Consider the following 20,998-nt stretch of genomic DNA (forward strand, 5'->3'; position numbering starts at 1 on the left):
TCCTCTGCAGGGGCAGCAGCAGCCCGCTCGCCGGGCGTTGGGTGGTGCCGGTGCCTCCGGGTGCCTATGCTGTGGAACAGTTGCCCGCTTTAGGTCAGCGATAAGGCTGGGGCTCCATGGAGATCGCACTTTTCATCACACAATTTCTCGTAGTGCTCGGCTGCATCGTCATGGGTACACGATCGAGCGGGGTCGGGCTCGGCCTTTGGGGCGGAGCAGGCGTTGCTATTCTTGTTTTTGGTTTCCGTCTAGCTCCTGGCTCGCCGCCCGTCGACGCCCTCCTCATCGTTCTCGCCATCGTGCTCGCATCCTCAGTGATGCAGGTTGCCGGTGGAATCGATTGGATGGTGTCAATCGCCGCCACTCTCATCAAGAAAAATCCGAAACAGATCACTCTTGTTGCCCCGCTTGTCTCTTTCGTATTTGCGGCCGGCGCCGGCACCTCGAACATCCTCTACCCGCTGCTGCCAATCATCCAAGACCTCTCCTACCGCAACGGCATCCGTCCTTCTCGACCGCTTTCGCTCTCCGTTGTAGCGACAGGAATCGCACTCGCTTGCAGCCCGGTCTCGGCAGCCATGGCAGCGATGATTACGCTCACCGACGTATCGCCCTTCAACTATGAGCTCATCGACATCGTCAAGGTCACCTTCCCGGCTGCGGTGGTCGGCATTGTCGCTACGAGCTTCTTCGTGCAGCGCCTCGGCAAGGACATTGCTGATGACCCCGAGATCCAGGCAAAGATCGCCGCCGGAACGATTCCTGCACCGGACGGGGTGCAGTCTGGTGGCGCAAAAAAGACGAAGCGTGGCACCCAGCTGGCACCCACCCCGGTTCAGACCACTGTGACGACATCCGGAAGAAATGCCGCGATTATTTTCCTTCTCGGCGTCGTGGCGATTGTCGTGTTTGGTCTTTTCAAGGCCATTCGGCCGTTGGATGCGGCTGGCGACCCCGTTGGGATGACGCCAATCATCGAGATCGTCATGTTTGTCACCGGCACGGTAATCCTGCTAGTTTCGCGTCCCACGATCGCCGCTGTACCCAAGACGACTGTTTTCCGGGCCGGGATGGTCTCCGCCATTGCTCTGTTCGGATTGGCCTGGCTCACGGATACTTTCCTTGGCGCCCATTCCGAGGACATCGCCTCGACTGTTGGTAACGCCGTACAGGCGGCACCGTGGATCTTCGCGCTTGGCGTCTTCGTGGTCTGCGTTCTCACCACGAGTCAGTCGACCGCGACTAGGACGATCGTGCCGATTGGTCTGGTTTCCGGGATCCCGCTCGGGCTACTCTCTGGCATGTGGGCGGGCGCCTTCGCTGGAATCTACTTGCTTCCTACTAACGGATCTCAGATCGCCGCGGCCAACTTCGATACGACGGGGAGCACCAAGCTGGGCACCAAGCTTTATGATCACTCCTTCTTTGTGCCTTCGCTGCTGCTGGCAGGCACGACGATCGCTGCCGGAGCGCTGTTCGGCGTGCTCTGGGGATAATGGAGGCCGACGGCGGCGGGCTACCCGGCGCGGAAGGAATCCCACGCGGCCTTGCACGCCCGGGCAACCCGGTCGACGTGTTCCGGGTCGGGGGCAACCCAGCCCGTCCCCGGCTGCGACAAGATCGCCGTGTTCTTCGCGCCGAGCAGGTATTCGCGCAAAAACTCCGCCTGCACGGCGCTGAGCGAAAGGCCGGCTGTCTCCGCATCCTCCCTAACGCGCTCGAAGTGTGCCGCGGCGTCGATGATTTCTTGACCGCCGAGATAGGGGATGTTGAGCCCGACATCGCTGGGTGAGTGTGCGCCAAAGGCTGTGCGGTGCGCATCTGCCAGCCGCCGAAGAGTGACCGGCGTCATCGTCACGGGCTCGTCGCCGCGAGGGTCGCCTTCGTTATCACCTCGGTTGGAGAGCGCCACTATCTGCGGCAACCGGTCCTTGGGCGCACGCTCGACGCACACGGCACCATCCCTAGCGGCGGTGTGGTTCATCGTGTCGTGAAAGGACAGCGCCGTAAAGCGATGGGGTTGAGCGGAGGTGCGCGCTTGCTCAAGTTTGATCGCTATGAAACGAGCCCGGAGCTCGTCGCGGGTGCGTTCGTAGACGCCAAGTCCGCGTTCGGCGACAGCCGCAAAGGTGTCAGTGAGGTGGCGTAGCTGCGCCTCATCCTGCGGAACGAGAAGCAGCGGATAGAACGCGAAGGTCACGGGGCGCACGGCATCCACACCGCTGAGATCGACGGGTTGATACGGTCCGGCTGCTCGCACCCGCTCCAGTGCGGCGGCGAGGCTGCCGGCGAGATCGCTCGGCTTGGCGCGATTGGGGTCGCGGATCATGCGCGGATGCGGGTTCTCCACATAGACGATGCGAGGATCGATTTCTGCCCAGCGGCGCACAACGGCGCTCGTCGAGACGTCACTGAAGTCAAACTGGAGCCTGCGAGTGAACTCAGGTGCAAGGAATTCGGAAAGTTCCTCCGGGATCGCCGCGCCCGAGTGGGGGCAGCTCACCAGCAGATCAGCGTCGCTCAAAGCCTCATTGAGCGTTCGGTTCTCAGGGTCTGCGTAAAACGTAATATCTGCTGCGGTGAAGTGTGTTCCCGCCGGGATTAACGTGGGGGAGGCGCCGTCGCTCATGTTCCCATCATGGCGAACTAGCTGAGCAAGCCCTAATGGGCAGAGCTGCTGAATCTGGTGGAGCAGAAATCCTTCGACGAATGAGCTAGTTCGATCGGGGTCGCGAAGCTTCGGGTGTGAGTCGAAACACTGGATGTTGTGAGGCTTCATCGACGAATTTTGTTACCGGGTCTTCCGACGTCGCATCGAAGAAAGGGGCCGTGATCGGAACATTACGCACGTATTGCTGCAGAACCGGCCCGGCGGCATGGGCAGCCAAGCGTTCCGCATAAAGAACCTCGCTCCGTCGACCCCGCCGCAGCTTCACTGCGTTGTCGGCGCGGACGTTGTGAACCCAACTGACGTTCCCATACGGCGCCACGAGCCATCGATTCCCCGCAGCCTCAATGATGGTGACCGGTGTTGTTCTCAGCTCACCGCTCTTGCGCCCGGTCGTAGAGAGAAGATAGTTCGAGCTCGGACCGAGACCTGTTTTGATCATCGCAGTCATGAATAGATTGGCCGCGCGTCGCACGAATCCGAGTCGGTATGTCTTGGCCATGTGGCCATGATGCCGCAACCGCGGAGGCTAGTACAGCACAGTAGCCTGCCTTGCTAGACACTATGAGTGCTATTCGCGTTGGTTCAGGTCGCCTGCTACTTTGCGGAACTGGCCGTCATTGCTCTGATCCTTGGCTTTGCCCGGTGACCTGCCCGGCCAAGGGAGAAGCGTCGAGAGACTTGGTCATTGTGAAGTTGTTCAGTTCAACGCCGTTCAGCACGGGATGCTGTTCGGCCTCCACTTGGAAGCCCCGCTTCTCGAAGAACGGCCGGGCGGTAACGCTCACGTTGGCGGAAAGTGACGGGCTCGCTCGCTCGCGGGCGATGACCTCGATGAAGTCGAGTAGCGCAGCGGCGACGCCCTGGCGCGAGTGCTGGGGAGAAACGAACATCATGTCGATGTAGCCATCCGAGCTCACATCCGAGAAGCCCGCTATCTCACCGTCGACCAGGGCGACGAAACTGTTGCGGGCGCTCATCGACTGATCCCAGACAGGTATCTCGCGCTCGTCTGCTCGTGCCCACGCCGCAATCTGCTGCGGCGAGTAGTCAGCGGATGCCGTGATGGTGACCGCAGAAAGGAACACTGCCAGCGTCGGCGCCGCATCCGCTGGCCGATACGGGCGCACGTCGATGGGAGTCGAACGCGTGCGTGGGTTCATCTCCTCATTATGCAAGGCAAACGCCCGCCTCCTTCAGCCGAGGTAGCGGTGTGGCTGAAGGAAACGGGCGAACTTCTGCTCCGTCGAAACGTCTAGGCGTCGCGACGCTTGATGAGCGCGGATGCGACGATGAGCAGTACAACAACCCAGGCGAGCAGCACGAGGAAGCCCTGGGTCGGATCGAGGGTGAGTACTTCGTCGGCGATCCCTCCGAGGGGCGGGCCGCCCGCGGCGGAGTCGCTGCCGATGGCATACATTTGGCTGCCAGCGGATGACGGCAGTAGCGCCGAAAGGTTGTAGAGCCACGCCACTTGCGCCACGCTCGCGAGGATGGAGAGCACGGTAGGCACCACCAGGAGTAGTCCCAACACAGTCGCAATGCCACCAGCGCTGTTACGTAGAATCGCACCGAAACCGAAAGCCAGAAGCGCAATGAGGGTCAGGTAACCGGCGCCGCCTACGAGAGCACGCATCACGTCGCCATCCAGAAGCTGCCCTTCAACGCCCTTGCTCGCAAGTATCGGCGCGGTGACCAGTGCTGTGAGGGCGATTGAGAGGAGACCGACCACGAACGTGGCTACGGCCAGCACTAGCGCTTTCGCAAAGAGGGCCGGCAATCTTTTGGGCACCGCCGCGAACGTTGAACGGATCATGCCCGTCGTGTATTCACCGCTAATGATGAGCACACCAAGCACGGCGGCGACAAGCTGCGTGAAGTTCACGCCAAGCGTTGCCACCATCACCGTGAATGATTTCTGCGTTTCGACGTCAAAGGCAGGGCCTGTCGAGGTGTCGATGGTGGCTGTCATGAGGAGGCCAAATCCGACCGTGAGCAGCACGATGATCGCAAACGACCACCGGGTCGAGCGAAGCGTGCGCAGCTTGATCCATTCGGAGCGCACAACGCGCAGGAAGCTCAAGTGTGTAGAGCGTTGACCTGCCGCAGCGGGGGAAGCCTCAAGGGTGGTGTTGGTCATCGGGAAACCTCCGAGTGGTATTCAACGTCGTCTTGCGTGAGTTCTAGGTAGGCATCCTCAAGCGAGGCGGCGAGCGGAGTGAGCTCGTGAAGCACGATGCCCGCTTGTGCTGCGACCTCACCAATCTGGGCGGATGCCAACCCGGCAATGTTCAGAACGTCACCTTCGAGGCTGGTGACGGTCACGTCGCTGCTAGCGAGGCGGTTGGCGAGATCAGCGGCCTGCGGTGTGCGAACCCGCACTGCGGTTCCGGTTGCTAGTGCCAAAATCTCGCCGACGGGGGCATCCGCAATGATGCGACCGCGCCCGAGCACGATGAGATGGTCGGCCGTCTGTGCCATCTCGCTCATGAGGTGAGAGGAGAGGAAGATTGTGCGGCCCTCTGAGGCGAGTTGTCTCGTGAGCTTGCGCACCCACATGACGCCTTCGGGGTCGAGGCCGTTGACTGGCTCATCGAGGATCAGGGTTTGGGGATCACCGAGGAGGGCGGCGGCGATCCCGAGGCGCTGGCCCATGCCGAGCGAGAATCCGCCGACACGTTTCTTCGCAACAGACTCAAGGCCGGTCATTGCGATGACTTCGTGCACGCGTGCTTTGCCGATGCCGTGGGTGGCGGCCATGGCGAGAAGGTGGTTGTAGGCGGTGCGCCCGGTGTGGATTGCTTTCGCGTCGAGCAATGCACCCACTTCGTGCATGGGGTTGTGGTGTTGGGCGTACTTTTTGCCGTTCACGGTAACCGAGCCAGAATCGGGGCGGTCGAGGCCGATGATGGTGCGCATGGTGGTGGACTTGCCGGCACCATTCGGGCCGAGGAAGCCGGTGACGAGACCGGGACGGATGGTCGCGGTGATGTTATCGACGGCGGTTTTGGCGCCATACCTCTTGGTCAATCCTTGAATTTCAATCATGTCTTAAGTGTACGAGCGCACTCGCGTTGCGGGGTCCGTCGTAAGGATGATTTCCCCGCCACAAAGTAGCCCTCAAGCCTGAGATCACTAATTTCATTCCCGAGTAAAGCTTCATTCTGCGGGCTTCGAGATTTAGGCTGGCGTCATGCCTTTGGATGCTCGCACGCTTCTGTCGGGACCGCGCGGCCGTCGTCTTTGTGTTGCTGTGGCTCAGCACGACCCGGAGGGGGCAATCCCGGCAGCGGCATCGCTCGGATACCTTCTTGTCTATGCGGCCCATCATCTGGAGAAGGCACGAGGGCAAGGGGGAGCTATCTTCGGCTGGGGCATTCCCGATCCGCTTCCCGAGCCAAGCGTCGAGGACATTGCCGAAGCCCTCGACAGCATCCCGCTGACCCCGATCGGTATCGCCGAGGCTCTTGAAGCCTGCGCCGCTTCTGTGGATAGCGCACGCTATTGGCAAGAACCCGATGGCAGAGACGAACTTTTAGCGGATTCCCGCCTCGAGCGTTCGCTGATGCGCGTCGCGGAGCACATCGTGACGTCGCCGATGATCGAGTGGTGGAGTGACCCCGTGGCGCCGCAGCAGTGGGCGGTCAATTTTCGAGATCGCCTGGCAGATCCCACCGCTGATGATTCGGGTGGCTGGTGGTCGCGGCCACCGTTCGGGCTTACCGCGACAACGCGGGCGCTGCCCGATCTAGGCCCGGTCGGGCTCTGGCTGGTCGAAGATCGCTCCGACGAAAAACCGGCGGACATACACTCGGTGGCCTACGAAGGCACTCCGCGTGTGTTCGAAATTGTTGCTGCAGAGTCGTGGGCCGAACTTTGCCGGCGGTACCCGCTCGAGATCACCGCTACCCGGCGCCACGACTGGTACCGCACCACAGGCCGTAGCGGCAAATGGATGATGCCTGACTGGTCGAGGGTCGCCCACGATTTCGACGCGGTGCACCTTACTCTCGCGGCTTATCTCTCTGCCGCCGGAGTCGTTATCCCGCTCGACGACGGCTTCGCGAGTGTCATTGCCGGGTGGAACCCCGACGAAACCTACTGGTTCACCGATGTCGTGACGCATGCGGGTTCTGATGCGACGTGGATGCGAGACGAGCAGACAGGACGGTGGTGGCAGCTCGGTTAACCGCGCTCTGCACAAGCAAAGGGAGTGTGACCCGCACTGGTGCGGACCACACTCCCTCTACTGGTTGTACGGTGTTAGCTGCAGACCTTCAGGCTTGCCACTGACGAGGTGAGCACTCCCGTGCCACCGAGCAGTACTACCTTCGGGTTGTCGAGATTGGTGATCGCAGTCAGGACTGACTGCGGCACGCAATTTGATGGGGTGATGAAGAGCGGAGCGTCTTGTGATCCTGCGAGAGCGGCACCGGCGAGAGCATCCGCAAACCCGGAGCCTGTAGCGAGATAGACGGTGCTCGCTGAAGAGAACTCGTTGGCATTGATCGCAACCGCGGTCGCGTAGCGGTCGGAACCACTGTTGCGCTTGACGGTCGAGAAGTTCGTCTTCAGGTTGGTCAGGATGGCGCTAGAGACAACGCCACTGCCGCCGGCGATCTTCACCGAGGTCACTCCCAGAGACTTCAAGAGCGCTACGGTTGCCGAATCAACTTTGCTTGCGTTGCCAGGAATCAGCACGACTGGACCGCCAAGGTTGGCGGCAGCAGGGGTTGCTGTGAGCGCATCCGGGAAGTCGCTACCGTTGGCAACATAAGCGGTGGTCACGGCTGAGGCCGGGAACGTTGCTTGTGCCAACAGTCGCGATGTTGCGTAACGGTCAGCGCCGCCAATGCGACTCACCGACGGGTTGAACGACAGCGACTGAAGGCTCGCCTTCACACTGTTCGAGACGGCGCCGCTTCCTCCGACAATGATGATCTTGCTCGGCTTCAATCGCAGCAGTTCAGCTTTAGCCGCGGCAGACAGTGACTTGGAGTCAGTCAGCAGCAGCGGGGCATCCTTGTAGGCAGCAGCAGAACTCGCGCTGAGAGCGTCCGCGAAACCAGCGCCCGTCGCAATGTAGACAACGGAAGCGCTGTCCCACTCCTGAGCAATCTCAGCGGCAGTCGCATAGCGGTCGGCACCGGAGAGGCGCGAAACAACGATGCGGTCGTTGACTACTGAGCTCGTTGTCGGCGAAGTCTCGGATGCGCTGGTGTAGCCCGCGAGGGAGCCAGTGACAGTGACCGTAATCTTCTTGCCGAGCTCCGCTGCCGCAACGTTGTATGTTGAGCCGGTTGCTCCCGAAATTGCGGTGCCGTTCGCTTTCCACTGGTACGTGAACGTCACGCCGGTGGATGGCATCCACACAGTAGCTTTCGGCTGCGCCGTAAGAGTCTCCCCAACCTTCGCGGTTCCAGAGATTGCGGGGGCAGCCGCAATTACTTTGAGGCTGAAGCTGTACTCGGTGGTGCCCCACGTCAGGCTCGAGACTTGTGCAGCATGATCGGCCTGAATGCCGAAAGCAGTGCCCAGCGCGTTGCCTTGAGCGTTCAGAGCATCGAGGATGTCGCCGAGCGCATACTCCGTGTTGGCCACAATTGCGGTGCCGATGTTTTTGCTCGACTTCCACGGGTCACTGAGGTTGAACGTGTGTTCTCCGGCGTCCAGGCTTGCGGAACGGATGGTTCCCCAACCGATAGCTCCGTCGTGCGTGAAAGCAACCTGGTAGGTGACGAGGCCACTATCCACGGTCACCGCAGCGTGGCGGGTGAGTTGCGCGTAGAGGTCACTGCCGTCAACCGGAGTCTCTAGACCTTTGAGAATCTGAGAGTGCGACGGGCTGCCGAACGAAAGCACATCAGCCGCAACGGAGAAGGACTTCGTCGCATTGGCATAGCCCTCATGCCAGGTGGTGTAGTTCGCTGGGGTTTCATTGAGTGCAATTTCGTCGTACGCGACCACAACGTGATCAGTAGTCGCCTCCGCAGAGGTGGGCACGAAGCTGTAGTTCGTGTCGTTGAACACCAAGTCTTGAACGACAGCCGAGCTATCTGCCTGCACACCGAAGCCCAGCAGGGTGATGTCCCCTTGGGTGCCAAGGAAGGCGACAAGGTCCGCGATGGTGAAGGCGTTCTCCGGGGTGAACGTCGAGCCGTTAGCCAGCTTGAGCGGTCGAGATGTAACCCACTTGTCGGTTACATCAAAGTGATGTTCGTTGTTAGACACCAACGAAGTTGATCGAAGCGTCGTGAAGTTCGCGGCGGTGCCATACGTAATCGGAATCTGGAAGGTCACCCTGCCCTCAAGAACATTGATGCTTGCACTCGTGATCAGTGCTTCGAGCTCCGTGGCGGTAACAGGGCCGGGGGTTCCCAGCATCACCTGCGACGGGGTGCCGTCACCCAGGTGCAGTCCATCAGCCTCAGTCGAGTAGGCCCGCACAGTGTTGCTGTTGTAGCCCTCATGCCAGGTCTCGTAGTTGTAGCTGGCGGAGGCGGGATCGGAATCCTCGAACGGTGCAATCTCGGAGTCGTCAACGGCGACGGTGGTGGAGGCCGAATACGCGTTATCGACGCTGAAGCCGTAGCTCACACAACCTACTTCGATGGACTCGATAACGGCATCACCCAGAACGCCTGAGCCGAGGCTGTAGCCGATCTGCAGTACGCGAGCATCCGGGAATTCCACGAGCCACTCATCGAGTGTGCCGTGGTAGGCGCTCCCGTGACCGCCCGAAGTGTCGGGGGCGTTGTCTTTAACGAAAGCTGCCGCGCTGTTCGGCACCCAGAAATCGCTGCCGTAAAACGATGGTTCGCCGACCAAGATTCCATCAGCAGTGCCATCGTTGTCGAAGTCCGTGATGAGTTGGAGGCTAGGAACGCCACCAGAGTTCGACACAAAGTTGACCACCGGCACTCCGGCATCCTTTAGCGCAAGATCGACTGACTTGTACGCGGCTGCTTTGTCAGCGGAGGTCGCGCCTTCGGTCCACACGTGAAGTCCCGCGGCTGTGAAGTCATTGTGACCCTTAGCGCGAGTGTCGGTGAAGGTCCACCCCTGAGAAGTCTGGTTAGTAGCGATAGGACCGTTAGTCACTGCGGCGCATGCCTCGGTGGTGGGCCCGGGTGCTGCGGTGGCGGGAAGCGCACCAGTTACAGAGACTCCGATCGCTAGCAGCGCGGTGGATGCAACAGCGAGGAGCTTCTTCGCGCTCGCTCTCGTGGGGGCTGGCCGATTTTGGGCAGGCGGACGTTTATGGGTCAACAACATGAAACTCTCCAGATTCGGGTTCGGAGGGTGAAAGGGTAAATCAGGTCGTGCAGGTAAGCCGGGTAAGGCTGGTAAATCGGGTAATACGAATCGACGCACAGAGATCAGCCATGCACGGTACGCCGAAACACTATCGCCGGGGTTCTCTGGGCAACAGAGGAACACAAAGTGGTATCGAGGGAAACTCCGGAAAACCAGGGGCATTTTCAAAGTGGTATTTTCTCAGGAGATTCATACTCGAGCGAAAGTGGTCTACGGGCTGCCGCCAAACGGTGTGAGCTGAAGCACCAAGGGGGTCGATGCTGGCCCCAGTTCGGGCGATTTCTCAGCGAGACCGAAAGGCAGACGACTTTTAGTGGTGGACAAACTGGTCTACCTGGTCATGCTCGCCCGTTAAGCGAGGGGTAGACAAAGCGGTCGGATGAGGAGTAGAAGCCGCGCCCGACATCTGTCGCGGCGGGGCAGGGTCACATAAAATGAGCGCATGTCTGATTTCACGGGTCGCCAATTGATCACCGTCAAAGTTCCCGGCACCAACATGGAGGTCGCGACGGCTGCGCTCCGCGAGAAGCTGGCAGAGTTTCCCAACGCTCGAGTGACGGCGCTCACGCAGCGGTCGACGAGCGTGTGGGACGGTATCTTTTCGCAAAACATCCAGCTTCTCGCCGCGATCGAATACACCGAATAGCGCGGTTGCCTCTAATGGTTGTAGCGCGCGTTGGGTTAGCTCATCCGCACGTGCGCAGACAGCTCGGCCTCGATAGTGGCCTTCGCAACTGAATAGCGGCTGCGCACAGTCGAGGCATTGAGCCCGAGCACGGCAGCGGCATCCGCGATGGTGAGGCCGTCCCAGTGGATGAGTTTCAATAGTTCGGATTGCGCGGTCGGCAAGGTTTCAAGAGCAGCGCGAACCTCGCGTTGAGAATCATCCACACTCTCGGCGACGGCGATTGTGTCAGCACGCACGAGTTCGGTGCGCAGGGTCTCGACAAGTTTGCTGCGCCGGCGCAGTGTGCGGCGATGGTTGAGCAGCGTATTGCGCGCAACTCCATACAGCCACCGCTTTGCTTCCTCGTCGGGGGCGGGCATTGTGCGTCGTCGGCGCCACGCGACAAGAGCTGTCTCGGAGAAGAGGTCTGCGGCATCCTCGACGTTGTCTACGCGGTAGGTGAAGTAGGCGAGGAGTGCAGACTGGTGCCGCCGGATCGCATCCCGAGCCCGAGTATCTACAGCGTGCACTCGTCGATTCCTCTCCCCGAGATACCCAGCAACGGGGTGCCGCGCGACTCGAACTCAGCGATCACGGCCGCCATAACCTGAGTCTTGATAGACCTCGCGAGGATCTCTGCGGTCTGCTGGGCGGTAACAGTTTCATGGTCCATGAAGGCGGGATCGGGGCGCACGCTTGACCAGTCTTCTGTCTGAAGAAAGAGTTTTGCGTCGTCATAGATCTCTTGGTCGAAGCCGGGTTGATCCTCGACGGGCTGGAGGGTGTACCCGCCGCTGCACGCAAACTCTTGCCCGTGAGTGGTGATGACGACGTTCCAGGAGAGGTCATAGCCCTCGCCAGTTTCGAACAGGGAGGGCGGAAGGATCGGGAATAAGAGCCCCGCGGCGGCCGCAGCTGCGGTACCGGTCCCGACGAGAAGCGCTGAGATTCCGGCAATGAAAGCGGGGCGTCGATACCGTGGTGAGCGCGTGGACGACTCCACAACGTCGCTCAACGCCGCAGTGATGGCAGGCGTGGCCAGCTCGCGCCGAGGGGCGCTCGCGTCGAGCAATTCGGTTGTTCTGTCCATCACATTCTCCGATTCGTAGGGTTGCTCCTACTCAGTACATGTCCGGTGCGTGGCTGACTGTCCAACCCGCTCGCCGCCATTGTGCGCAGACGCCAGATTTGCTCGACAATTTCTCGACTTCATGATTACTCTAAGAGTGATCACCGAGGGCCACCAAAGGAGTTTCATGCCGCGCATCGAGGAGTCTGAAACAACGGATGCCGTGAGCCTGGTGCCGGCGCGACAGATTGTGGCGCGCATCCGTCGACTGATTCTTACCGCGGGAATCGCCGCAGCGGTTTATGCGATCTTTACCACCGGCAGTAGGGGCTACTGCCCGACCCCCGAAGGCGCGGTGGACCCGAGCTGCATCTCGCTGACGTTGCAACCAAGTGGCTTGATTTTCCTGGCGATCTTCGCGATCGTTATTGTGAACCTCAACTTTGTGCTCCGGCGGGCACACACGGTTGAGTCCGCGCTGCGCTACCTTGATCGTGCCGCCGCGATCATCGCGATTCTCGTCGTCGCTTCGGTGCTCATCAGCCAAATCTGGTTCTGGATGATCCCGATCACCGACTGGGACGGCACGGGCACCTTCTTCTACCCGTTCCCCTTTGGCGCTGTCGATCTCGTCACCACACCTCTCAACACGCAGTAGCGCGAATGACGCGTCGCGTGCGAAAACGAGTGCGATTCTTGGGGTGGCACTGAGCTGGTGATCGGGACTGGGAGTATTGACCCTATGACCACCAGCACCACCGCATCCGCAGCACAACTCAGAGTTGCTGTTGTCGCGACGTTCATCGTCTTCGGCGTCAACGGTCTGGTGTTTGCCAGCTGGGCGGCGCGCATTCCCGCTGTCACTGACATTCTCGGTCTCACGCCTGGACAGATGGGTAGCTTACTGCTCTGCCTTGCCGTCGGATCCCTTGTCGCGCTGCCGACCGCCGGCTGGGTCACGGGCAAGCTAGGCACGGCGCATTCGGTGCGGCTCGCGGGGCTTGTTTCTGCACTCGCCGGGATCGGCATCGCCGGTTCCCTCTCGGCGGCAACGACGATAGGCACCGCAATTTCGTTGTTCGTCTTTGGCATCGGTATTGGGCTCTGGGATGTCGCCATCAACATTGAGGGCGCCGACGTCGAGCACAAACTGGGCCGCACGGTCATGCCTCAACTCCATGCGGCCTTCAGCGGAGGTGCGTTCGTCGGCGCCATCATCGGCGCGGGGCTCGCGAACATTGGTGTGGGGCTTCCGGCTCACCTCCTCGTGATCGCTGGCGTTGTGGTTGCGGCAACGCAGTGGCTTCCGAAGTACTTTCTGCCGCGCATCCCGGAGCCGCAGCAGCCCGCGGGCGAGGCTGCACCGCCCAAGGTGCGGAGTGCGTGGCGCGACCGGCGCACTCTGTTGATCGGTGTCGTCGTGCTCGGCGCGACTCTGACCGAAGGCGCCGGCAATGACTGGATCGCGAAAGCCGCCGTCGATGGGCTCGGCGTTACCAACGCCAACGGCGCATTCATGTTTGCCACCTTCGTTCTCGCGATGACCGCAATGCGATTCTTCGGTGGCAGAGCGATCGATGCGTTTGGTCGAGTTCCCGTTCTGCGCGGAAGCATGGCCGCCGCCGCGATCGGGCTCACCGTGTTCGTCTTCGCGCCCACCCTGTGGCTCGCGCTGATCGGCGTGGCCCTGTGGGGGATTGGTGCAGCGCTCGCATTCCCGATGGGGATGTCGGCAGCAGCCGACGACCCGAAGCGCGCTGCGGCCCGAGTCTCCGTGGTTGCCACCATCGGCTACGTCGCATTTCTGTCGGGGCCGCCACTGCTGGGGTTCCTTGGCGATGCTGTCGGCATCCGGTTTGCGCTGCTCGCTATCGGAGTGCCGATTGTGGTCGCGCTCGTACTCGCGGGCGCTGCGAAGCCGCTGCCGAAGAAGTAGTTCGGCGTCCGCAGAGACGCGGCGCGAACGGCGGGAGCGGCGGCTTAAACCTTCTCGTCGACGATGCCCACGAAGCGACTACCGATGCCGTCGATCTCCGAGCGAAACACGCCCTCAGCGGGAGCGGGCAGTTCATCTGCGTCATGCCAATCGCACGTCAAATACGTGAACGCTGGCCACCACTTCTTGGGGCGGGCCGCCTCCGTGAAGCCGCAGACCGTGCACGTGAGCTGCATCCAGACGGGGCGTTTGCCGGTGCGGTTGGCGAGCGACTGAACCAGCCACGCTGGCGGGTTGGCTTGCAGCTCGTCGAACTCGGCATCCGACATGCGATTCGGGAGGTCATGCCGTCTCGCCATTTCCAAAGGAATGTCGAGGCGGAGTGCAACTTCCCGTCGTGTGATCATGCTCCTACGGTACGCGACGCAGCCGTGCTCGGCGGCGCACGCGAGCTAGCTGATGTAGATCTTGCGCAGCGTTTCGGTGATCGTCCAGGTGGTCTGCATGCCCTCGGTGAGCCGCACAACATCGCCGGGGCCCACAACGACGGTGCGATCATCCGCAGCGAAGTGGATGCTGGCGCGCCCGCTAATGACCACAAAGACCTCATCGACCTCGGTGTCTGTTGCGGTGCCCACGGTCATTTCCCAGATGCCGATCTCGCTGTCGCCGAGGGTGTCGAGCACGGCGTAGCCCGCGGTGGGAGTGCCCTCCACCACCTCGTCTGCCTCAAGGGCTTCGTGGGCGACGGGGACGGCGCTCGCCGCGAGGGGCGTGCCGGGGCTGAGGAGTGTTGCGGGTTCGGTCATGGGCTCAGCCTATGAGACTGGGCTGCAGATCGCGCAGGGTGCGGCGGTGGGTCATGCGTGTCACTCCGATGGCAGAGAGGATGAGCGCGCCACCGAGCCAGGCGCCGAGCACGAGAGCGTCGGTGCCGACTCGGGCGATGTCGCCGCCGTACATGAATTGGCGCATGGCATCCACGACGTAGCCCATCGGTAGAACGTGGTGCAGGGCAGCCAGCGGTGCGGGCAGGGTTTGCCATGGGAAGGTGCCGCCGGCGGTCACGAGTTGCAGCACCATGAGCACGAGCCCCAAGAATTGGCCGACGGAGCCGAACCAAATGTTGAGGGCCAGAATGATGGCCGCGTAGGTGAAGCTTGCCGCGATCATCACGCCGAGGGTGCCGAGGGGATGCGTGAAGTTGAAGCCGAGAGCGATGGCGAGAATGCCGAACAGCGCCACCATTTGCAGCGCGCCAAGCACGGCGGGCGTGAGCCAGCCGGCCAGAGTCACACGAATTGGTGATCGCAGGGCGGTGACGGCGCGCTTGGAGACGGGCTTCACAATGAGGAAGAGGGCGTAGATGCCGATCCAGCCAGCCAGAGCCGTGAAGAACGGGGCAAGGCCAGCACCATAGTTGCCAGCGGTCGTCACAGCGCTGGTCTCGACCGCGACCGGGTCAGCAATCGTTTCGGCCTGAAGAGCGCGCAGTGCTTCGCTCGAATCGGGCAGTTCCTCGACGCCGCTCGCAAGGCCGTCGCGCAGTTCGGCGGTGCCGTCGGCGAGAGTGCCGAGGCCATCTTTAAGGGTGCTCACTCCATCACTGAGTGTTGATGCTCCGGATGTTGCGGAGCCGGTCGCTGTGGCGATCTGCTGCGCCCCCGAGGCGAGCTCAGCTGCACTACTCGCGAGCGTGTGTGCGCCGGCGGCAAGTTCATCGACCTGCGACACCGCGGACTGCACGGTGCCGTTGCCCTCAGCGATGCGATCACTGAGCGGGTCGAGTGCCGTGAGCACGTCGTCAATCTCGGTCGCGTCGAGCCCCTGCTCGGTGAGGGCGGTCACGAGGTCGGCGCGAGCGGTGGGCAGGGCATCTGCGATGTCTTGGGCGGCCGTGCCCGCGCGATCGGCATACCCGGCAAGCTCGGTGTTGCCGGCGGCGACCTGCGCTGCTCCGGCGGAGAGCTGGTCGGCTCCGCTCGCGAGAGTGTCGGTGGCGGTGCTGAGCTCGGTCAGTCCCGAAGTCAGAGTGCTCGCGCCATCCGATAGCTCACCAGCACCAGAGACGGCATCCTGTGATCCGTCGAGAAGTTGGGAGGCGCCATCGGCGGCATCCGATAGCTCCGAGCGGATGTCAGAGATCGCCGTCAGCAGAGTGCCGGCCGCTTCTTCTCCCACGAGTTCCGCTACCGACCGCCGGATCTGTTCGACGGCCTGTTTGCCGATGGTGGACGCCAAGTAGTTGTTGGCATCGTTGGTTTCGAGGTCGATCTCAGCCTGATGCGGATCAGTGTCCGCGATGGAGGTGAGGGCATCCGAGAAATCGTGCGGGATGGTCACCGTGAAGTCGACATCGCCGTCGGCCAGCGCGGTCTCAGCGTCGGCGGCGGAAAGCACATGCCATTCGAAGTCATTGCCCTCGAGCAGATCGTCGGCGACTTGCTGGCCGTAGTTCACAGCCTCGTCGTCGCCGTCTGCGGGCACGCCATCGTCGTTGACGACCAACCCGACCGGCACTTCGGCAAAGCTGCCGTAGGGGTCCTGGTTGGCCCACAGGTACACGCCGCCATAGAGCACAGGCACGAGCATGAGCGCGAGCAAAGCGAGCATCGCCATGCGTGACGAAGTGAGTCGCCGCAGTTCAGCGGCGATCATTGCGGGAACCTTCATACGTTGTCTACTCCTACGCCGCCGCCACTTTGGGCCCAGGCAGCGCTACGTTCGTCAAAAGCTCCTAGGCTGTTGCGCAGGGATGCTTCGGCAGATTCGGCACGCTCGATCACATCGGCGTGGGTAATGGCCCATTCGGAGGCGCGACCAGCGACCGCGAGAACGGCGAGGCCGCGATCAGCAAATTCGCCGAAGAGGGTCCACCATTCGAGGGGCTGGCCGCCGTGGCGGTCGGGTGCGGTCACGACGAGCGCTTCGACGTGAGGGCGCAGAACGGCTAGCTCGCACAGAACGCGCAGTCTCGTGATCGGCTCAATGTCGGCTATCGCGGTCGAGGCAAGCGAACGAAAGCCTGCCGCGTCGAGCCAGCGCCGGGCCGAGATCGGGTCGGCGCGACGGCCAGCGAACATCAGCTCTTCGGCGACGACACCGACGAGCGGCACTCCGGCATCCGGATCAGAAACTCCGGGGGCATCGACGAGAGCGACGCTGCGGCGGAGCGCACGGGCATCCGCTCGGCCATCGATTGTGACGGTGCCCGAGTCTGGCCGCATGCGACCAGAGGCAATAAGGCCAAGCACGGTCGGGCGCTGTTCGGTTTCGGCTACCGCTAGCGTCACTGTGCCGCTTTCAAAGGTAATGGATGTCGCGGGCAAGTCTTCGGCGTCGTGACCCTTCGTCACCCCGCTCAATTCGACGCGCATCAGCGTTTGGCCCCGGCAGTCGCAGTGTCGGCGGTTGCGGGAGTGGCGTCAGCAGTCGCGGGAGCGGTGCCGTTAGTTGCAACATCGCCAGCCGCCGGAGCGCCGAGAATATCGGGATGCGCCTCGAGCAGCGCGACCGTCTCGCGCCACGAGAGCCCAGCCATGCTGAGCGTGGTGCGCACGGCGAGGGAACGAGCTTCGGGCAGTGTCGCATCGACGCGAGTGATCGCGGCGCGCGCAGCCTCTTCGACGAGGCGAGCGAGGGTGGTGACATCCACATCGGTGCGGAGCGTGCCGTCGTTCTGGCCGCGCTGGAGGATGGCGGCAACAGCATGCCGTAGCGGTGCGAGCGCTTTTCCGGTGGCTTCAAGGTGAGCGTCATCGAGGGCGATGGAGGCGGCAACCTGCACGTGGGCGGCCTGTTGCCACAGCAGTGACGTGAGGCGGGCAAGCGCGACTTGAGCATCGGTGTCGGTGACGTCGCTGGCGATGCGGTTGAAACGTTCGGCGCCTGCATCGATGATTTCGGCGAGAAGCGCGTTGCGGTCGGCGAAGTGGCCGTACAGGGCGCGACGAGAGAGCCCGGCACTGCGGGCGATGGTGTTGATCGACGCCTGGGGGTCGTGGGCAATAGCGGCGGTGGCGGCACTGAGAATGCCGGCGCGGTTATCGACTGCGTCCTGTCGCGGGCGACGGGGAGCGGAAGTGGTCATGCAGCCACTGTAATAACTTGCACAGTGATGTGCAAGTTATTACAGGTGACTGACAGGTGTGTTCGCGCCGCGCGGGTTGTTGCGCGACCGGAGCCGCAAAAGCGCCGGTCGCGCGACCCTCGCTAAGAGTCGAAACCGAGCCCCAGCGCATCCAATGTTTTGAGAATCAGGTTGCGGCGACCCTGGTTGTGGTCGGCACGATTGAGCGACCAGCGCGTGGCCTGAATGCCCACGGAAGCAATCGGCTCGGGCGGGAACGGGAGCGGCATCTTCTTCACCATCTCCAGCTCGGTGCGCTCGGTCGTGAGACCGTCGAGCTTGTCGAGCATCACCTGCGCGGCAAAGCGAGTCGCGCCAACGCCAAGCCCAGTGAAGCCAGCCGAGTACGCCACGCGACCGTTACGAGCCAGACCGAAGAACGCACTGAACTGAGTCGACGCATCAATCGCGCCCGCCCAGCGGTGGCTGAACTTGAGGCCCTCCAGCTGCGGGAACGTCGTAAAGAAGTGACTCGCGAGGCGCTCGAAGCTCTCCGGACGGTTCTCGTACTCATCGCGAACCTTGCGGCCGTAATGGTAAACCGCGTCGTAGCCGCCGAACAGAATGCGGTTGTCGGCGCTGAGGCGGTAGTAGTGGAACTGGTTCGCCATGTCAGCAAGACCCTGACGGTTCGACCAGCCGATTGACGCCAGCTGCTCGGGGGTCAAGGGCTCCGTCATGAGCACATAGTCATACACGGGAACCGTCTGCAGGCGCGCACGCTTCAGCAACGAAGGGAAGGCGTTAGTCGCGAGCGCAACCTTGGCGGCGTGAACGCGACCATGCTTGCTGTGCACGACTGCGGCATCCGTCGGGCCACCGGATGTCGCGACTTCACGAACAGGCGAGTTCTCAAAGATCTCAACTCCGAGTTCGATCGCGACCCGCGCCAACTCATGAACGAGCTTGGCGGGGTGAATGATCGCGTTGATCCGCTTGTTCCAAACGCCAGCGAGATACGTCGGCGAGTTCACTTCGGCACGGATCGCAGCCTCATCGAGGAAGACAGTGTCATCGTCGGTGATCGTTTCTTTGAGCCAGTCGATCTCGTGTTCTTCGATGGCGAGGTCAAGTGAACCGGTGCGCTCGAAGTCGACATCGAGTTTGAGGGTCTTCACGGTCTCCTCGATCTCATCGAGGTTCTGCAGGCCGAGGCGTTCGAGCTGGTTGTACTCTTTCGGCCAGCGGCTCAGACCGTTCTCTTCGCCGTGGGTGAGGCTCGCTTCGCAGAAACCACCGTTGCGGCCCGAAGCGGCCCAGCCGAGTTCGCGGGCTTCGAGCAGCACAACGCGAGCATCAGGGTTGCGCTGCTTCGCTAGCACAGCCGTCCAGAGGCCGAGATATCCTCCGCCCACAATGGCGAGGTCGGCGGTGACGTCGGACTTCAACGCGCTGAAGGTAGGCGCGCCGGAGACATCATCGATCCAGAACGGCTTGTGAATCGAACCCTCAAGGGAGTGGCTGATTACGGATGCCGCTGGCACATTTCTTTCGAACACTATCTTGCCCATGGGGCACTTTCCTCTCTCGCCTGGTGGCGAGTTTTATGGTTGGGCGGGCGCGCGGTACACGCGCTCGCCTTCGACGAACGTCTGCTCGGTGCGGGTGCGGCCGATGTCGGCGGCTGCTTCCGCGAAGGGGTCGCGATCGAGAACGACCAGATCGGCGAGCTTGCCGACCTCAATCGTTCCCGTCTCATCCAAGTGATTAGTGAACGCGCTGCCTGCGGTATACGCGGTCATGGCGGTCAGCAGGTCAATGCTTTGCTCGGGCAAGAAGGCGTCATACTCGCCCTCTTCGTGGCCGGGAGCCGCCTTGCGGTTGACGGCAACGTGGATGGCCGCCATGGGGTCGGGGCTCGATACTGACCAGTCGCTGCCGGACGCCAAGTGCGTTCCGGCGCGGTGCAGGTCGGCCCACGGGTATTGCCACGAGCTGCGCGGGTTGCCTAAGAATGGCAGCGTCAGGTCGACCATCTGAGGCTCGAGCGCGGCCCAGTACGACTGCAGGTTGGCGGTCACGCCGAGTTCAGCGAAGCGGTGCACGTCATCCGGATGCACCACCTGCAGGTGCGCGATGTGGTGACGGTTGTCGTTGGGGCCGTTGATCGCTCGCGCAGCCTCAACTGCGTCGAGGCACTCGCGAACGGCGCGGTCACCGATGGCGTGGAAGTGCACTTGGAAGCCAAGAGCGTCGAGTTCAGTAACGTTCGAGATCAGCTGCGCGGCATCCACGAAGGAAATGCCGGAGTTGTCGGTGTGGTGGCCACAGCCGTCGAGGTAGGGCTCAAGCATGGCGGCGGTGAAGTTCTCGGCAACGCCGTCTTGCATGATCTTCACACTCGTGGCGGCGAAGCGCCCAGTGGCGTTCTTCTCCCGGCGCATCACGAGCTCGGGAATCTGTTCGGGGCCACGCGTGCGATCCCACCAGAGGGCCCCGACTACGCGAGCGGTGAGGTCTCCCGACTCGGCCGCAGCCATGTAGGCGGGAGTGGCATCGCCGGCATCCCCGTAGCCGCCCAAGATGGCATCTTGCCACGCGGTCACCCCGAGCGAGTGCAAATATTCTTGCCCGATCAGCAGCGCGCGAGCGTAATCTTCGGGCGACGTTTCGGGCAGCAGCGCGTTCACGAGCGACATTGCGCCCTCGTGCAGCGTGCCCGTGGGGTGGCCGTCGGCGTCGCGCTCGATGCGGCCATCGGCAGGGTCGGGTGTCTCGGCGGTGATGCCGGCAAGCTCCAGCGCGCGCGAGTTCACCCAGGCACCGTGGCCGTCGCGGTTCGGAATGAACGCGGGCCGGTCAGCAACAGCGAGATCGAGATCGGATGCCGTTGGCGTGCCCCCGGGGAAGGCCGACATGTTCCAGCCACCGCCCAGAATCCACTCGAGCTCAGGGTTCGCCGCTGCATAGTTCTTCAGCCGCGCTACATACTCATCGCGCGTCGAGTCCCCGGAGAGATCACAGCGGATGAGGTCGAGCCCGCCCCACACGGCGTGCACGTGAGCATCCTGAAATCCGGGGATCAGCAGTTTGCCGTCAAGGTCAACAACCTCGGTAGCGGGACCGATAAACGGCTGGATGTCGGCGTCGACGCTGCTGACAGCGATGATGCGGCCGTCGCGCACGGCCACGCTTCCGCGGCAGGGCTCATCGCCGGTCGCCGTGAAGACGGGGCCACCGGTGAAAACGAGGTCAGCAAACGTCATGGTCGT

20 protein-coding genes are annotated in these 20,998 nt (G+C 62.3%); 5 read left to right on the top strand and 15 right to left on the bottom strand.

Annotated features, from left to right (window positions below):
* The first annotated feature begins 116 nt into the window (after window positions 1-116).
* On the top strand, window positions 117-1,496 hold the full coding sequence (locus I6E52_RS09215) for an anaerobic C4-dicarboxylate transporter (RefSeq protein WP_197156546.1): 1,380 nt from the start codon (window positions 117-119) through the stop codon (window positions 1,494-1,496).
* 20 nt (window positions 1,497-1,516) lie between these two features.
* Here the strand turns inward: I6E52_RS09215 and I6E52_RS09220 are convergent, their stop codons facing one another.
* The 5 genes from I6E52_RS09220 to I6E52_RS09240 form a co-directional block, all read right to left on the bottom strand.
* Window positions 1,517-2,629, bottom strand: a complete 1,113-nt coding sequence (locus I6E52_RS09220; RefSeq protein ID WP_197156547.1) for an N-formylglutamate amidohydrolase — start codon at window positions 2,627-2,629, stop codon at window positions 1,517-1,519.
* Window positions 2,630-2,714: 85 nt separating this feature from the next.
* Entirely contained in the window at window positions 2,715-3,170 is a 456-nt protein-coding gene (locus I6E52_RS09225) for a nitroreductase family deazaflavin-dependent oxidoreductase (protein WP_197156551.1), read from the bottom strand.
* Between the two features lie 115 nt (window positions 3,171-3,285).
* Window positions 3,286-3,831, bottom strand: coding sequence for a GNAT family N-acetyltransferase (locus I6E52_RS09230; protein WP_197156553.1), 546 nt, complete (start codon window positions 3,829-3,831; stop codon window positions 3,286-3,288).
* A gap of 92 nt (window positions 3,832-3,923) precedes the next feature.
* The gene (locus I6E52_RS09235) at window positions 3,924-4,808 is read right to left on the bottom strand and encodes an ABC transporter permease (RefSeq protein ID WP_197156555.1); all 885 of its coding nucleotides are present in this window, start codon (window positions 4,806-4,808) and stop codon (window positions 3,924-3,926) included.
* Window positions 4,805-5,716, bottom strand: a complete 912-nt coding sequence (locus I6E52_RS09240; protein WP_197156564.1) for an ABC transporter ATP-binding protein — start codon at window positions 5,714-5,716, stop codon at window positions 4,805-4,807. The genes I6E52_RS09235 and I6E52_RS09240 overlap by 4 nt, the downstream gene beginning before the upstream one ends.
* 145 nt (window positions 5,717-5,861) lie before the next feature.
* Between I6E52_RS09240 and I6E52_RS09245 the strand changes: the two genes are divergently transcribed.
* A complete protein-coding gene (locus tag I6E52_RS09245) occupies window positions 5,862-6,857 on the top strand; it encodes a hypothetical protein (protein WP_197156566.1) in 996 nt (331 codons plus the stop codon).
* Window positions 6,858-6,931: 74 nt separating this feature from the next.
* Here I6E52_RS09245 and I6E52_RS09250 read toward each other — a convergent pair whose 3' ends face one another.
* Window positions 6,932-9,943, bottom strand: coding sequence for a cell wall-binding repeat-containing protein (locus I6E52_RS09250; RefSeq protein WP_197156576.1), 3,012 nt, complete (start codon window positions 9,941-9,943; stop codon window positions 6,932-6,934).
* Window positions 9,944-10,427: 484 nt separating this feature from the next.
* Between I6E52_RS09250 and I6E52_RS09255 the strand changes: the two genes are divergently transcribed.
* Window positions 10,428-10,631, top strand: a complete 204-nt coding sequence (locus tag I6E52_RS09255; protein ID WP_197156578.1) for a hypothetical protein — start codon at window positions 10,428-10,430, stop codon at window positions 10,629-10,631.
* A gap of 35 nt (window positions 10,632-10,666) precedes the next feature.
* On the opposite strand, the gene I6E52_RS09260 is transcribed toward I6E52_RS09255, so the two are convergent.
* Window positions 10,667-11,182, bottom strand: coding sequence for an RNA polymerase sigma factor (locus I6E52_RS09260; protein ID WP_197156580.1), 516 nt, complete (start codon window positions 11,180-11,182; stop codon window positions 10,667-10,669).
* Window positions 11,170-11,742 (bottom strand): hypothetical protein, encoded by a 573-nt coding sequence (locus I6E52_RS09265; RefSeq protein ID WP_197156582.1) that lies wholly within the window; start codon window positions 11,740-11,742, stop codon window positions 11,170-11,172. The genes I6E52_RS09260 and I6E52_RS09265 overlap by 13 nt, the downstream gene beginning before the upstream one ends.
* A 166-nt stretch (window positions 11,743-11,908) precedes the next feature.
* Between I6E52_RS09265 and I6E52_RS09270 the strand changes: the two genes are divergently transcribed.
* Together I6E52_RS09270 and I6E52_RS09275 are read left to right on the top strand one after the other, a co-directional pair.
* On the top strand, window positions 11,909-12,379 hold the full coding sequence (locus I6E52_RS09270; RefSeq protein WP_197156584.1) for a hypothetical protein: 471 nt from the start codon (window positions 11,909-11,911) through the stop codon (window positions 12,377-12,379).
* 84 nt (window positions 12,380-12,463) lie between these two features.
* Complete coding sequence (locus I6E52_RS09275) at window positions 12,464-13,657, top strand: MFS transporter (protein ID WP_197156586.1); 1,194 nt, start codon at window positions 12,464-12,466, stop codon at window positions 13,655-13,657.
* A 44-nt stretch (window positions 13,658-13,701) separates the two neighbouring features.
* Here I6E52_RS09275 and I6E52_RS09280 read toward each other — a convergent pair whose 3' ends face one another.
* From I6E52_RS09280 to I6E52_RS09310, 7 genes are all read right to left on the bottom strand, one after another.
* The gene (locus I6E52_RS09280; RefSeq protein ID WP_197156589.1) at window positions 13,702-14,064 is read right to left on the bottom strand and encodes a hypothetical protein; all 363 of its coding nucleotides are present in this window, start codon (window positions 14,062-14,064) and stop codon (window positions 13,702-13,704) included.
* Between the two features lie 45 nt (window positions 14,065-14,109).
* Window positions 14,110-14,466 (bottom strand): cupin domain-containing protein, encoded by a 357-nt coding sequence (locus I6E52_RS09285; protein ID WP_197156591.1) that lies wholly within the window; start codon window positions 14,464-14,466, stop codon window positions 14,110-14,112.
* A 4-nt stretch (window positions 14,467-14,470) separates the two neighbouring features.
* Window positions 14,471-16,330 carry a YhgE/Pip domain-containing protein gene (locus I6E52_RS09290; protein WP_197156593.1) on the bottom strand — a complete coding sequence of 620 codons (1,860 nt, stop codon included), beginning with the start codon at window positions 16,328-16,330 and terminating at the stop codon, window positions 14,471-14,473.
* A complete protein-coding gene (locus tag I6E52_RS09295) occupies window positions 16,327-17,034 on the bottom strand; it encodes a hypothetical protein (RefSeq protein WP_197156595.1) in 708 nt (235 codons plus the stop codon). The genes I6E52_RS09290 and I6E52_RS09295 overlap by 4 nt, the downstream gene beginning before the upstream one ends.
* Window positions 17,034-17,747 carry a TetR/AcrR family transcriptional regulator gene (locus I6E52_RS09300; RefSeq protein ID WP_197156597.1) on the bottom strand — a complete coding sequence of 238 codons (714 nt, stop codon included), beginning with the start codon at window positions 17,745-17,747 and terminating at the stop codon, window positions 17,034-17,036. The genes I6E52_RS09295 and I6E52_RS09300 overlap by 1 nt, the downstream gene beginning before the upstream one ends.
* A gap of 122 nt (window positions 17,748-17,869) precedes the next feature.
* Window positions 17,870-19,297, bottom strand: a complete 1,428-nt coding sequence (locus I6E52_RS09305) for an FAD-binding oxidoreductase (protein WP_197156599.1) — start codon at window positions 19,295-19,297, stop codon at window positions 17,870-17,872.
* A 33-nt stretch (window positions 19,298-19,330) separates the two neighbouring features.
* The gene (locus I6E52_RS09310; protein ID WP_197156601.1) at window positions 19,331-20,992 is read right to left on the bottom strand and encodes an amidohydrolase; all 1,662 of its coding nucleotides are present in this window, start codon (window positions 20,990-20,992) and stop codon (window positions 19,331-19,333) included.
* Window positions 20,993-20,998 lie beyond the last annotated feature (6 nt).

The organism is Salinibacterium sp. NG253 (assembly GCF_015864945.1).
In the GTDB taxonomy this organism is placed as follows: domain Bacteria; phylum Actinomycetota; class Actinomycetes; order Actinomycetales; family Microbacteriaceae; genus Rhodoglobus.

Excerpts from the sequence above, each read along its gene's own strand:
- I6E52_RS09215 (WP_197156546.1), top strand. The coding sequence starts at position 117 with ATGGAGATCGCACTTTTCATCACACAATTTCTCGTAGTGCTCGGCTGC.
- I6E52_RS09220 (WP_197156547.1), bottom strand. The coding sequence starts at position 2,629 with ATGAGCGACGGCGCCTCCCCCACGTTAATCCCGGCGGGAACACACTTC.
- I6E52_RS09225 (WP_197156551.1), bottom strand. The coding sequence starts at position 3,170 with ATGGCCAAGACATACCGACTCGGATTCGTGCGACGCGCGGCCAATCTA.
- I6E52_RS09230 (WP_197156553.1), bottom strand. The coding sequence starts at position 3,831 with ATGAACCCACGCACGCGTTCGACTCCCATCGACGTGCGCCCGTATCGG.
- I6E52_RS09235 (WP_197156555.1), bottom strand. The coding sequence starts at position 4,808 with ATGACCAACACCACCCTTGAGGCTTCCCCCGCTGCGGCAGGTCAACGC.
- I6E52_RS09240 (WP_197156564.1), bottom strand. The coding sequence starts at position 5,716 with ATGATTGAAATTCAAGGATTGACCAAGAGGTATGGCGCCAAAACCGCC.
- I6E52_RS09245 (WP_197156566.1), top strand. The coding sequence starts at position 5,862 with ATGCCTTTGGATGCTCGCACGCTTCTGTCGGGACCGCGCGGCCGTCGT.
- I6E52_RS09250 (WP_197156576.1), bottom strand. The coding sequence starts at position 9,943 with ATGTTGTTGACCCATAAACGTCCGCCTGCCCAAAATCGGCCAGCCCCC.
- I6E52_RS09255 (WP_197156578.1), top strand. The coding sequence starts at position 10,428 with ATGTCTGATTTCACGGGTCGCCAATTGATCACCGTCAAAGTTCCCGGC.
- I6E52_RS09265 (WP_197156582.1), bottom strand. The coding sequence starts at position 11,742 with ATGGACAGAACAACCGAATTGCTCGACGCGAGCGCCCCTCGGCGCGAG.
- I6E52_RS09270 (WP_197156584.1), top strand. The coding sequence starts at position 11,909 with ATGCCGCGCATCGAGGAGTCTGAAACAACGGATGCCGTGAGCCTGGTG.
- I6E52_RS09275 (WP_197156586.1), top strand. The coding sequence starts at position 12,464 with ATGACCACCAGCACCACCGCATCCGCAGCACAACTCAGAGTTGCTGTT.
- I6E52_RS09280 (WP_197156589.1), bottom strand. The coding sequence starts at position 14,064 with ATGATCACACGACGGGAAGTTGCACTCCGCCTCGACATTCCTTTGGAA.
- I6E52_RS09285 (WP_197156591.1), bottom strand. The coding sequence starts at position 14,466 with ATGACCGAACCCGCAACACTCCTCAGCCCCGGCACGCCCCTCGCGGCG.
- I6E52_RS09290 (WP_197156593.1), bottom strand. The coding sequence starts at position 16,330 with ATGAAGGTTCCCGCAATGATCGCCGCTGAACTGCGGCGACTCACTTCG.
- I6E52_RS09295 (WP_197156595.1), bottom strand. The coding sequence starts at position 17,034 with ATGCGCGTCGAATTGAGCGGGGTGACGAAGGGTCACGACGCCGAAGAC.
- I6E52_RS09300 (WP_197156597.1), bottom strand. The coding sequence starts at position 17,747 with ATGACCACTTCCGCTCCCCGTCGCCCGCGACAGGACGCAGTCGATAAC.
- I6E52_RS09305 (WP_197156599.1), bottom strand. The coding sequence starts at position 19,297 with ATGGGCAAGATAGTGTTCGAAAGAAATGTGCCAGCGGCATCCGTAATC.
- I6E52_RS09310 (WP_197156601.1), bottom strand. The coding sequence starts at position 20,992 with ATGACGTTTGCTGACCTCGTTTTCACCGGTGGCCCCGTCTTCACGGCG.